We start from the raw sequence: 13,688 nt of genomic DNA, 5'->3' as shown, positions 1-13,688 counted from the left end.
GCGTTTCCATAATGGCTTTAAGCTTGATCGGGCTGGGATTCTGCGTGCTGATGCTGATTACAGGGCTTGATTATGCAAAACAGATTTCCACCATGGCACGGATCAAACAGCATTTGAATGTGGCATTACATGCCGGCTCGCTCTCGGTCGATGAAGTGCGGCTATCCCAAGGGAAGCTGAGGTTAGATGTAACTACGCCAGGTTTCCGGGTTCAGGACCAATTCTATAAATATCTTCGTGAAAACATGATTCTGGACAACAGTAATCGGGCTGGCCCCGGCAGCTATTTGAGCGTTGGAAGCAAAGTGGAGGTACACTCCCTCCTTTATGCGGACCCTGAGACAGGGTTGCTTTCCATACTGCACGGATCAGGTTCGAATTGTACAGTTTCAGCAGGTAAGCTGAAATGCGATATGGTCCTTCATGCGGGAAGCGGGGATGAAACATTCCGCCCGTTGGATGAGCTGCTGGTTGGACCGTCTTTGATTAGTTTGGTAGAGGTGGAGCATCAAGGTCTGGGTTGGCTGGGGGAGGAGCCGATCGTCATTGCGGGTGTGCAGGAGGTTCGTTTTCATTGGAATTAAATAGTGGGAAATTCCTTAATATGTTAAACTATGGTTTGTAATATGCAGATAACGGGATAAGGGGTTGGAAGTTTTGAAAAAAGGTTCTCTATCGGCAGCGATGCTATGTTTTACACTAGTATTATCAGCATGCGGCACAGTAGGAGCAGCTTCTATGGCTCCTGCAGCAGAATTTTCGGACGTAAAGCCGGAGCACTGGGCGGCAAGCTCGATCCAGCGCGCAGCCGGGTCCGGTGTGGTAAGCGGATTGCCGGATGGCCGGTTTAATCCGGATGTGACGATCAGTAGAGCCGAGTTCTTAAAAATGGTGATTCTAGCAGCTAAAATAAAGGTGGAGGGCCGCTCGGGTGGCGCGACATGGTACGATCCATATGTGAAAGCGGCAGCCGGGGATATGATATACAAGACTACGGATTTTACGGGCTGGACTAAGCCCATCTCCCGATTGGAAATGGCGAAATTGGTAGTCCGTGCTGTCGACCCCAGCTTGAAGTCTGCAGGTGACAAACAGCTCATGTACGAGGCAACCAAAAAAGGCCTCATCACAGGCTTATCCGATGGCAGCATCGGCAAAGAAAAGAGCTCCACTCGAGCCACCGCTGCGGTTGTCATTGACCGGATGTTGACTCTGCTAGATGGAAAGACTCTAAAAGTAGATAAGAGAGCGGCCTCCTATGCGGAGGTAGACTATAGAGGCACCAACCTGGAGACCATGTGGGGCGGACATATGAACCCTTTGCCGCAGACACATGATCTGTCTTATGCGGTGCGCGGGACGTTTCATCAGATTTTGATTATTGATATGGATGATAAGGACGGGGCTTATCGGGAGTGGGTTCCTAGTTTAATAAAAGTTAATGGGAAAGACTGGAGAGGTGATTATTTAGTAGCTTATAAAATTGAGATGGAAGCCTTAAAAACAGTTCCGAAAACTCAAGTATTTTTTAATAGAACGGTTGGAAACCCTTATTTTAGGGATGCAGTTATTTTGAACCAAGACACTACAGAAACACCATTATCTACTAGGAAGGGGCTTTTATTGAATAAACAGAATAAAGTGATAACATGGCATCTTCAAACTATTAGCAAAGTTGAACTCAGCGAGTTTCAACAGGCTAACTTCCGGTTTTGGTATTTCGACTGGTCTGGTAGGGGGTATTTTGAATTATCTAAAGATGGCAGACTCTTTGGGAACAAGGAAAATAGTAAATGAACTGGTATAAGATAAATAAAACACTAGTAATTACTTGTTTTATTATTACTATTGCTTTAATAGCAACAACAATGTTAGCGGCCTTTAATAATAGTAGATTTCCAATTATTGTATACACACCTGAAGGAGTTCCAGGATATCAACAATATCACTCCACTGAAATATTTCCTCTCAAAATTAGTGTTGTTGAATATCCTGGTTATGAAATTGAAAATTGGAAATTAATAAAAAATGGTATAGATAAAGGTAGGCTGGGTACTTATAATTCAAGTACAAACCAAATAGAAATCTCTGCAATTAACGGTGATCGAATTCAACTTAGTGGCAGTAGATCCTCATACATGTACCATGCTATTTGGCGTGATTCATCGGGTAAAAGATGGAAAACGGGAACTGGGGACCTTGGTGTATATACATACACGGCTAACACATCAACGCTTGACGGTGGATTATCTAAATACCCAGGAATGATACCAATTAGAGATGACGCCAACCAAATTATTCCTTTAGCTCTCCGTTATACAGATGGAAGCGCAGCTGCTTGGTCTGATAAGCTACTGCCTCCTGAGTTTTTTCATACACTAACGCTGGATGAAGTCCCATTAAGTCATGTCGAAGAAAGCTCAATTAGTATAACTGAAGCTACCCCTGTCCAGAGGGGTGTTGTTGTTGACTATTTTGGTAAAGGTCAGGATGGATACGGCTATATAAAGGTTCATAAATTGTTAAATGACCGCCATAATATGCCGGGAACTGATTATGAATTAGATTTCAATTCCTCAGGTAATGTTGAAGGACGCATATACAGCATGGATTCCATTACCACCTGGACCGCCACCACCTACGCCCTCACCTACGAACTCCACGTCACCTACAAAAAAATCAATGCCGACAAACCCGACCTCGTCGCAGATGACATCACTACGGGCTCCGCGATCAAAGCAGGTGCACCGGCCAACTTCACCGCCACTTTTCACAACGATGGCCCCAATATCACAACCCCTTTTAACGTTAAGGTCATGGCTGGAGCAACGACAATAAAGAGCCAGAGCTTTCCGAACGCATCCAACGGTGCCACCCAGCAGCTCAGTTTCTCCTACACCTTCCCGGACACTTCCCAAAAGACGTTCACGCTTTCAGTAGACAGTGCAGCAGCCATTTCCGAAGAGTCCGAAACGAACAACGTACTCACCAAAACTTTCACTCCCGGCACGGGACCGCCTAAGCAATTCAGCGCAGATTTTGACATCATTCCGGACACGATTGCGTGGAGGCAGCCATTTACCCTTCATCCTAAGGATTTTCAACTTAACGGCTGTTCCTATGTTTCCCATAAATACAAAATCGAGCGAAACGGAACTTACCTCTCTCCGGTTTATCAGAACCAGGGAGACACCACATTTTCCTTTGGCAGCTATCCTTGGAACATTGGGGTCGGGTACCACTCCATCAGTATGAAAATGATGACCAGCTGCGGGGAAACAGACTGGATCGGTCCCCGAAACTTAACAGTAACCAGTCCGGCCACCAACAATCCGCCTCAATTTCAGATCGGCTTCGTCTATCCGAATGCCCGAACGAAAGCAGTTAACAAAATTGTTGCTGGTGAAATCATGGATCTGATCTACATTGATGATCCTGAAATCCCGACGCCTACTGACCCGGATCAAGACAATCTCTACTTCATGGGGTTTGATTTTACGAGAAGCACAGAATTTGTTGAATCCATTCCTTCCCGGAGCGAAGCTTACACCGACGGCCAACACCATATTCTCATGGATACGGCCGGTTTTCATCAGGTTTGCGGCCAAATGCGGGACGAGTGGGGGGCAACTGCAACAGCATGCACCTACATTGAAGTTGTCCCGCCGAATCCAGTAGCGGTACCCGCCTGCCCGCCGCCAGTCATCGAAAACCATCCTGTGTCCTTATCCTCGTTCAGTGCAAGCCAGAGCTATAGCCCTTTGAACCGGGGGATCGACCATACGAAAGACGAATGGATCAACCGGAAAACTTCGTACACCAACGGAACAACATCCAACTTGCAAGTAAAAGTCCAGTTACACGTATACGATTCGGAAGGGTTGAAATCCCTGCAACCCGGCGAATGTGAAATCACGGTGAAACCGGATCTTCCTCCAAAGGCAAAGCTGATCGTTCCTCCTATTGGCATCCGTCATCAGACCATCCCGATTACCAATGCTTCCACCAGTCCGGATGGAGATGCCATCACGCAGGCGGAATATAAGTTTAAATATGATGATGAAAACAACGGATTTGCAGACGATCCTTGGCAGTCGCTGTCAGGTACGCTTTCTAAGGCAAACTTTACACCTGGAAAAGTGGGGAAGTATCTTTTTTATCTGAAAGTAACCGAGCAGTACGGTCAGCAGGACGACACTTCCGACGAAGCGGAGTCCACTTTGACTTTTGATGCCGTTAATAATGCGCCTGAAGTATCTTTTGAAGTAGAGGGAAAAAATCCTCAACCGGACCTCGATCCGTTCACTACAGTGACGGCTGCCCAAATGTTGAATTGGCCGGTCTATGTCCCTAATGAGAATCAAACGGTCTATAACAAGTATCAGTTATGGAAATCGCAAAACGGGAAACTTGTCAGCGGGGAAGGACGAAACTTCGGTTCCCAGACTACCCCGATTCACTGGTGGGCACAAACTAGGTACAGCGAGGAAAAAACCTCCGTCGAAAGCTTCACTATGTCCAACAACGGCTACGGGAACAATCGGTTGTCCCCTTGGAGATCGCAAACCGGCAGCACGGTATCGGTTCCATTGCTGAACACAAATGGGGATAAAATCAGGTTCAATACGTATCTAGTGGATTACAAATTCAAAATCAGGTCCAATAAAAAACTGGTGTACTTTTCCGAACCTGGATTCAACGATAGCTCAAGCCAGCTGCAGATCTATGCTGTGGACCCGACAAAGCTGTCACCTGTGGAAATGTACGTAAAGCCCATGCAAATGTATGCGAGCTACAGGTATACAGGCGGTGATCCCTACGCATTCATTTTGAAAAAGCCGTCGCAATCCCGTTATATCAACGGAGTATACGCTGGTTGTGATTATATTTACAACTGGGACCTGGCCGAACGTTATTTGTATATCAGCCGCTCATGGAAAGGATCCAACACAACATTCTATGAATTTGCCGTATACGACGCCTTCACGGGCGAGCTGATCCGAAGTTCGTTAGACAAGCCGTTGAGACCAAATGAAAACTTGAACCCAGCCAATTTCAAGTTTCTCTATACGAGAGGCGAAAACTTGGTTATGGTCAACGAATATGATTACTCTCAAGGCTACTATGCACCGAGAATCGTAGAGCTGAGCCCCAATTTGGAGGTGGTCAGAGAAACGGTGCTGTCCCGTCCGGGCTTTGGGCCCGATGCGGAAACTTTGCAGCAGTATAACGGGACCAAAGATTATTACTACGGCAAATTCACCCCGGACGCATCAGGGGCCATGTATGTCTACCAGTTTTACTATCCTTCCGGTACAGGCTGGGGCGGACAGAACACGTACGATCTCAACGTGACCAAATATAATCCGGACTTCACGCTTGCCTGGAGGAAATACCTCAAAACGGACCGCAAAGTCTACCACACTTACACCGGTTTGTTCATGTCAGGATGGACCTATTCGGACGATTACACGGATGTGGTTTATCAGCCCAATAGTAATGAGGTGCTGGCAAAATACTATTTTGAAGTGCACCGGCCCGGGGATGTAATCCCTACACCCCAAGCAGCCATTGCAGTATTGGATGCAGGCACAGGTAATCTGAAGTATGTAAAACCATCTTCCGATTCCGATTTCGATCAATACTTTTATGGAAACAGCAGCTGGTCCGACATGGGCCTTTCCAATTACAGTTTCGGCTGGAACGGCAAAAGAACCGGTCCCAACGCCACAACAACGGTGGAAGGAAACCGGACTACGATGGTCGATCCCAGCTGTCCCGGTTACCTGACAGGAGGCAACAGAGTATTGGATTCTGCGGGAAATACGATAGGAGAAGCGGGAGTTCCGTGTAATCAGCGGCATCAGGTGTTTGGTGAATATTTCGGGGACGGGGTTTATGTGTCCATGAATTCAGAGTACTCCGACCGCACGGATGTAGCCAACCTGAATATTTCCTATGGTCCGCCTTCCACAGCGCCCCCTCTTGTCCGTTCGTTTACCCAAGGACAGTTTTATTCCGATATCTCCCTCGCCGACGCGGAGCTGCGGTTCACGTTGAACATGGAACAGGTCGATTACGACCAGGAGTGGCTGGGGATTTCATTCCGCATGAAGGACACCCGCAACAGATATGCCCTTGAGACAAACGGGAACGCCCTGCAGATTGTTAGCTACGTGAATGGTTCCAGAACGGTCCTTACCCAAGGCAGCTATCCGATGGCAAGCGGGACCGATTATTCATTCAGGCTGAGATTTGTCAGTGATCAAATCGAAGTTTGGCTGAATAACATTCCCATCCTAAGCTTACGGGACAGCAGGTATAGTGAGGGTAGGTTCGGGTATTTTGCGGATAAGTCCTTTGTCACATTCAGTCCCCTACGGTACAAAACTGTAGATGCACGGATTAACTGGTCGGCACAATACGCCATTTGGGACGAGGGCCTGGCAAAGGCTGAAGTAAAGTATAACAACATCCATTATGAAGATCCGGAACAAGACCCTATGGCAGGCAGCTATCAGTGGCGGGTTCAGCACACGGTAAGATTTATTAACAATCAAGGATTATCAACCCTCCATGGCAAGACGTTCTCCTTTCCGCAGCTGCTGTTTGATAAAGTAGGGGATTATCTGGTTACTTTGAATGCCAAAGACGACCCGCACCCATGGTACCTGACACCGAGTATGGTTTTTGACCTGTACCGGAAGCCTTCCAATGAATTTACGCGAAAAGTAACCGTGCACCGGAGACCTGTCAGCGAATTTACCCTGGCTCAAGGACCTGACGGCAAAATTACATGGAGCGATACGAGCCGGGACCCGGACCGGTACCAAAACACAGGTTTGTATTCCAACGAAGCTACCGGAATTGATTATCGGGCCACCAAAGGGATTATGGAGCGAAAATATTACTACATCACCCCAAGCGGTAACTATGTCAATGCCAAGCTGGCGTCCCCGCAGGAAACGGGCACGTATGAGGCCGGTATGGCGGTAAAGGACGAGTATGGTGCATGGAGCGACTGGACTATAGCTACTATAACCAGTGGAAAAAATGCCCCTCCAAACACACCGCCGGTTCCGGGTTTTACAACCAGCCAAAGCGTTGTTGTGAGAAATCAGTCTATCACGATCAACTCTACCGCCCATGATGCGGAGGACGGCGGGAGAGAGAACCTGGAGCATGCTTATTATGTTCGATCAAATGCGGGCGCATCTCCTGAGACAATGCCAAGCGTATCCAGGATAAGTTGGCCAACCTCTTTTGCATCCTTAGGGACGTTCACGATTCGTCAGGTGGTAACTGATTCAGCAGGTGTACCTGCACAGTTTGAACGCGAAATCACGGTACAGAATCAATTGCCTGCCGCAAATGTCGTTGTTCCTGCCAGTACGGATCCAAGCGCACCGGAGCGGTTTAAAATGCTTCGGCCGACATTCCGCTGGACGTACGGGGACCCGGATGCCGATCCCCAAACCAAATATCAAGTCCGTATTTTAAAGTACGGGGGAGCGCTGCAGATGGAATCCGGCGTAATGCAGGGAGGTTCGCTGAGTTGGATACCCGGACAAGACTTGCCTGAAAATATCAACATGATCGTTCAGGTTCGCGTGTTTGACGGGTATGATTGGGGTGATTGGAGCGGGGCTAAATATTTTTACATTAAAACCAATTCTCCACCTACAGGTGATTTTCTCGTCTACACTTATGACCGGAATCAACTGGCTATGCCCATTTACGAGGGCGACCTCGTACATATCGGCACGTTGAATCTTGCCGATGCGGACCAAAACAACCTGACGGTTCAGTACCAGGTATTTAACCCGGCAAACCGTATGATTTTGGACGAGAGCTATCACTTTACCTTCCCTTACGGGCCGGAGGGGCCATCCTTTCAAGCTTTAGAGCCAGGGACTTATACGGTAAAGCAGTCGATCAGCGATCATATCGATCCTGCCGTCATTAGAACCAAAACCTTCCAGGTCCGTCCATTAGGGATAAGCGCTGAAGTAAATCATACAGTGGAATGGGAAGCATGGCGGGAAAAATATAACGCTAACCATGATCCGGATCGTTCGGCGAACGTCTTTTGGGCTGGAGAGGAATTTGTCCTCCGCTCTGAAGTGACAGATACGGCGGACAGCTGGACGAAGGCTGTTTCGGTTCGGGCGGTTCTGATGGAGAAATCCGCAGCAGCATCCCTACACTCATCTAATAAGCTGCTTTGGACGGGAGCGATGTGGCGGGACGACTTCTACCAACTTCCGGATGGAAACTATGTATTTACCTTTACCTCGGTTTGGAGCAACGGTGCAGTGAAGCAGGCATTGGTTACGATCAAAATCAAAGGGCAGGTGATGGAGCTCATCAGAACACATGCCGTCGGGTAACAAAAAGAGCAGCTATTCCACGGAGGAATGGCTGCTCTCTTTATGCGGCGGCTGCGCCGGTCCAGAACAGTTCTACGACGGCTTCCGCTGCCTTATTCAAGTCCCCGTGGTACAGCTCCAACAGCATTTCGCGGGATCCCATCATGACCAAGGAAGCGAAAGCGAGGGAGAGCACCATCGGATGCTGCTCGGATTTTAGCGTTCCACGATCCATTTCTCCTTGAAACGTATTGGTCATCAACGTGTGGATGGCTTTCTCGGCTGCCCGGATCTCTTGGATTTGCTCTTGCGTCAGATGTGACGATGCTTCTTTCATCAGCGTTTCAAATTCACCGAACCGGTTGCCCATCTGAACTTTCGCCATGGCGAGAAGCCGCTCTTTTAAAGGAATATCCATGTTGAGATGGCGGCCGACATGGCCGACAACGTTATGAAACATCCGAACCACAGACTGAGTAAATAATGTAGCTTTGTTATCAAAATAGTAATATAACGTTGCTTTCGTTACTTTGCATTGTTGTGCGATCTGCACTAAAGAAACTTTTTCGTAACCATGTTGCATAAACGCGGCCGAAGCTTCCCGCAGAATATTGGATTCGGTTTGCTGATTGTCCGTTTCCGTCTTCCGGGGGCGGCCCGGCGAGCGTTTGGGAGGGTGATTCATCGTAATCCACCTTTCGGTTGAAAATTAACCTTCCGGTATATATAATTAGTGAGTACTATTTATGAAGATTATATCTTTATATATACAAGATTTCATCTTATTAAGGAGTGAAATAATTATGGGTCAAAAAGAAAGTATGTTAGAACGTTACGGAAAGGCCGTTGCGGGAAAGAAAACCCGATGGGTAACAATTCTAGTTTGGGTAGCTCTGGTCATGGTGCTGAATCTGCTATTTCCCCAAGCAAACAGCCAGACGGTGGAGAATGCTCCTAACTTAGGCGACAATCGTCCATCTGTTAAGGCTGAAGCACTCGCCAAAGAGCAGTTTCCCAATGAATCCGGGGTTCCGGCGCTGATCGTGCTTCACCGGGAAGGGGGAATGCAGGATCAGGACTTAGTCAAGTTAGGCAAAGTTACTGAGCATTTCACGAAAAACCCACTGCCGAATCAAACTCTGATTCCTCCTTTGCACCAGCTTCCGCCGCCGGCGTTGAAGCAGCAGCTTTCCGAGGATGGTTCTACAATCGTTGTGCCGGTCTTTTTTGAGAAAACTGCCACTGTGGACGAATTAAAAGAAAGTATAGAAGTTTTTGAGAAAAAAACGTCCGAAATCATAGGTTCCGATGTGTTTGAAGCTTCCGTAACATCGGCCGATGCATTAAGCGCCCGTGTTACCGGACCGGTAGGCATTCAAATCGACGCGACCGGGTTATTCGAATCTGCAGACGTAACCTTGTTAATCGCAACTGTACTACTCGTTCTTGTACTGTTACTGCTAATTTACCGTTCGCCGATTCTTGCTCTGATTCCGCTGGTTGGGGTCGGATTCGCCTATGGCGTCATCTCGCCGCTGCTCGGCTGGTTCGGAGAAGAAGGTTGGATAACGTTTGATTCCCAAAGTATTTCAATCATGACGGTGCTGCTATTCGGAGCCGGTACGGACTACTGTTTATTCCTGGTTGCGCGGTTCCGTCAGGATCTGAAAGTACAGGAAAATCGTTTCATGGCGCTGCGTCATGCGATTTCCGGAGCAACAGGCGCTGTAGCGATGAGCGGCTTTACTGTCGTCGTTTCCCTGTTGGCGCTGCTGCTGGCGGAGTACGGTTCTTATCAGCGGTTTGCTATCCCGTTTAGCTTGTCCATTTTTATCATGATGATTGCCAGCATTACATTGGTACCAGCATTACTTGCGGTATTCGGCAGAGCATCGTTCTTCCCGTTTGTACCGAGAACTCCGGAAATGCAGAGGGAGCGTGCGCGTAAGAAAGGGAAGCCGGAGCCAAAACCGAAGCAGGAAAACCGTATGGGCCTGGCTATAGGCAGCCTTGTAACGAAACGTCCGTGGACAGTGACTTTGGTAACGGTAATTTTATTAGGGGCGATGGCTACTTTTGCCACACAGGTCAAAATTAATTTCGATACCCTGTCCTCGTTCCCTGAAGACATTCCCTCACGGGAAGGCTTTACTTTAATCGGCCAGCAGTTTTCTGAAGGAGAATTAGCGCCGGTAAATGTCATGATCGATACGGAAGGAAAAACAGTCGACCTCAAATCCGCATTGGCGGGGCTGGACTATGTTTCCAAAGTGGGCGATCCTGCAAAAGGAGCGACCGACGCAAACATTCAGGCTTATAGTGTGGAATTTAAAATGAATCCATATTCGAACGAAGCTATGGATCGTTTGCCGGATTTGAGGGCAGCTGTAGAGAAAACTCTGGGCGATGCCGGTATTCCTGATGCCGCGGACAATGTCTTTATCGGCGGACAGACCGCAGAGCAGCTTGATACAAAAGAAGCGACCGAGGGCGACACAGCCCGCATTATTCCGGTCGTTGTCGTTCTGATCGCCTTGATTCTGGTTGCTTACCTGAGATCCATTGTGGCGATGCTTTATCTGATGGGCACCGTTCTCTTGTCCTATTTCTCCGCACTGGGGATCGGTTGGATCATTATTCATTACGGCATGGGCGCGGATTTCATTCAAGGATCCATTCCGCTGTACGTGTTCGTGTTCCTGGTAGCTTTAGGTGAGGACTATAACATCTTCATGATCTCGAGCATATGGGAAAAACGCCGCCGGATGCCGCTCCTGCAGGCTATCAAAGAGGGTGTGGCACAGACGGGAGGCGTGATCACCTCGGCCGGTCTCATTCTGGCGGGTACATTCGCGGTGCTGGCTTCTCTGCCGATTCAGGTGCTGGTTCATTTTGGCCTGATTACAGCGATCGGGGTCTTGCTGGATACGTTTATTGTGCGTCCGTTCCTGGTTCCTGCATTGACGACTTTATTAGGCCGCCGGGCGTTTTGGCCTGGAGAGTATAAGCCGGTAAAAGAACTGGGCAAGCGCTCTTTCTAACAGCATAAGATAATATAGATGACCAAGGGCAGTTATTCCGAAAGGGGTAGCTGCTTTTTGGTGTTTATGGTACACTGTTTTTCCGGCTTTTTGATTCGTTGTGGATAAGCAGCTTACCGATCTTCTGTGAATAATGTGCATAACTTTAAAATGATAAGGAAAATGAGGGATTATCCTTGTGAATAACTAAAGGGATATCTTTTTCATCAGAAATTGTGGATAATGTGGATAAAACGGTGGATAGATTGCAAAAAGTGGACTAAATCCTAAAAATGCGCCTGTTTATAGCGTGGATAAGTATGTGGATAAGTGTATAAGTAGTATAACGCTTTCTTTTTCGGGAGAAGCTGTGGGGAACTTGTAGAGAGGGGAACGGCAGGGTGAGGGGCAAAAGATACGTAACGATACTAAATCGGGTTCTTATCATTTTTTTACTACATAGTCTTGTGCTTGGGGTTACTCCGGCATGGGCCGCAGTAGAGCATGCACAGGTCCGCCGTGTGGCTTTGGTTGCTGTACCCGACCTGTCTTTTGAGGAGCTGGATGAGTCTGACGCGGGCCTTCTGCCGAATTTACATAAGCTGATCCAAAATGGTGCCCTGGGCGCGATGAACATCCGGACCCCGATCCGCGGTGAGTCCAACAGTTATTTGACGTTCGGAGCGGGAGCACCGGCTGCGGCGCCGTTTGTGGAAGCATCGGAAACCGTACTGACTTTAAAGGGACAGTATGCAGTGCAAGTAGGGGAAACCCGAAAGGAAATGCAGGGCATCGTCGTACCAGAGGTAGCAAAGCTGATTGCGGAGAATGAAAAAAGGCATAACAATGCGGAGGCAGGCCTGCTGGGAGAGCTGCTGGCACAGGCGGGGGTTGGTCGGTATGTGTTTGGAAACCGGGATGTGCTTCCTGCGGACGAGCCGGGGAACCTTCATTTGAAACGCCAGACGGCTTATTTGCTGATGGACAGGTCGGGACGGATTCCTTTTGGAGAGATAGGCGGCCCGGCGACGGTTCAGGATCCGGATCATGCGCTCACCGTCATGACCAATTATGCTTTATTGCTGCAATCTTGGAATCGGCTTCCGGAGGATCGGCCGCTAGCTGTTCTATATGAGCTTGGGGATTTGGACCGGTTATATACGAATCAATCGTTCTACACTGCCGAGAAATTCGAGAAGGCTAGAAGGTTGACCCTTCAACGCATCGATTACTTGCTTGGAAAGCTGGCGGAACGGCTGGGGCCCCGGGACCGGTTGGTTGTATTTTCGCCGACTGTGAATCCGGATGCAGCGGGCAGGAAGTCGCTCATGGGCCCTTTGGTAGTGTATGACGGCGGTAGGCAAACATGGAAAGGGCGATTGTCTTCTCCTACAACTCGGCAGCCGGGGCTCACGGCTAATGTGGATCTGGCGCCTACAATATTGGAGTGGTTTGGGATTGCTCCGCCAGAGACCATGAGCGGCAGGGCGATGGGGGCGGAAAGGATGGGTGGTGAAAGTAGCGAGAGTGGCAAGACGGACAAAATTGGAAAGATTAGAGAATCTGGCAATACTGACAACCCGGAAGGGGACGTGCTCCCTTGGCTTTTAGAAGAACTGCGCCAAATGCAGACGGTTTATAAGCTGCGTCCGGACTTGTTATACAGCTTTGTAACTTATGAAGTGTTAGTGCTTGCGGGAAGCCTTCTGGCGCTGCTGTATCGTTGGAAACGAAGCTACGCTTGGCTTCGGGTGCTGCTGCTGTCTTTGCTGGCGGCACCTATTGTGCTGCTGGCTATGGGGTGGCTGGCGGCGTTGTCTGCGCCATGGCTGGTTGTTGTGTTTGTGGCCGGGTCGTTAGGACTCGGCCTGTGGACCAGCAGCATGCGGACCGGCACAGCGGTCCTGCTGCTGGCGCTTGCCGTCAGCGAGCTGATTCTCGCGGACGGATTGACCGGATTCTCCGCTATGGAGAGATCCGTGCTCGGGTATGATCCAATGATCGGCGCCCGTTATTACGGCGTTGGGAACGAGTTTGAGGGCGTGCTGATCGGAGCGGTGATTCTTGCGGCCTCGGCGGTGCTGCAGCAGATGCAGCGCCGCCAGGGCGCGGAGCCTTCCGCGCCGGCAGTGGAAGCCCCAAGGGGCCGCGCGCGCAAGCAGCGGGGGGCGCAAGGCGCCGGCGGGCCGGGCACGCGCAGGGAGCGCGCGTACCGGCTCGGCGCCGCGGCCGCGTTCGCGCTGACGGCCGCGTTCCTCGCGGCGCCGACGCTCGGCGCGGACGCCGGCGGCGCGCTGGC

6 protein-coding genes are annotated in these 13,688 nt (G+C 49.4%); 5 read left to right on the top strand and 1 reads right to left on the bottom strand.

Annotation, left to right across the window (positions count from 1 at the left end; all coding sequences use genetic code 11):
* Positions 1 to 11: 11 nt before the first annotated feature.
* From ACFSUF_RS15275 to ACFSUF_RS15265, 3 genes are all read left to right on the top strand, one after another.
* A complete protein-coding gene (locus ACFSUF_RS15275) occupies positions 12 to 584 on the top strand; it encodes a hypothetical protein (RefSeq protein ID WP_377603926.1) in 573 nt (190 codons plus the stop codon).
* A gap of 73 nt (positions 585 to 657) precedes the next feature.
* Positions 658 to 1,797, top strand: a complete 1,140-nt coding sequence (locus ACFSUF_RS15270) for an S-layer homology domain-containing protein (protein WP_377603924.1) — start codon at positions 658 to 660, stop codon at positions 1,795 to 1,797.
* An 809-nt stretch (positions 1,798 to 2,606) separates the two neighbouring features.
* Positions 2,607 to 8,390, top strand: coding sequence for a CARDB domain-containing protein (locus tag ACFSUF_RS15265; RefSeq protein ID WP_377603922.1), 5,784 nt, complete (start codon positions 2,607 to 2,609; stop codon positions 8,388 to 8,390).
* 40 nt (positions 8,391 to 8,430) lie between these two features.
* On the opposite strand, the gene ACFSUF_RS15260 is transcribed toward ACFSUF_RS15265, so the two are convergent.
* Positions 8,431 to 9,054: a TetR/AcrR family transcriptional regulator gene (locus ACFSUF_RS15260; RefSeq protein WP_377603919.1), complete on the bottom strand. Its 624-nt coding sequence runs from the start codon at positions 9,052 to 9,054 to the stop codon at positions 8,431 to 8,433.
* Positions 9,055 to 9,172: 118 nt separating this feature from the next.
* Between ACFSUF_RS15260 and ACFSUF_RS15255 the strand changes: the two genes are divergently transcribed.
* Entirely contained in the window at positions 9,173 to 11,410 is a 2,238-nt protein-coding gene (locus ACFSUF_RS15255; protein ID WP_377603916.1) for an MMPL family transporter, read from the top strand.
* A 380-nt stretch (positions 11,411 to 11,790) separates the two neighbouring features.
* On the top strand, positions 11,791 to 13,688 hold a 1,898-nt coding region (locus tag ACFSUF_RS15250), incomplete at its 3' end, for a hypothetical protein (protein WP_377603914.1).

It is taken from the genome of Paenibacillus gansuensis, from assembly GCF_042684925.1.
Taxonomy (GTDB): domain Bacteria; phylum Bacillota; class Bacilli; order Paenibacillales; family DY6; genus Paenibacillus_N; species Paenibacillus_N gansuensis.
The sequence above is the reverse complement of the archived record's forward strand: the minus strand, read 5'-3'. Positions and strand labels throughout refer to the sequence as shown.

Coding starts and splice junctions, on each gene's coding strand:
- ACFSUF_RS15265 (WP_377603922.1), top strand. CDS start 2,607: ATGGATTCCATTACCACCTGGACCGCCACCACCTACGCCCTCACCTAC.
- ACFSUF_RS15260 (WP_377603919.1), bottom strand. CDS start 9,054: ATGAATCACCCTCCCAAACGCTCGCCGGGCCGCCCCCGGAAGACGGAA.
- ACFSUF_RS15275 (WP_377603926.1), top strand. CDS start 12: ATGGCTTTAAGCTTGATCGGGCTGGGATTCTGCGTGCTGATGCTGATT.
- ACFSUF_RS15255 (WP_377603916.1), top strand. CDS start 9,173: ATGGGTCAAAAAGAAAGTATGTTAGAACGTTACGGAAAGGCCGTTGCG.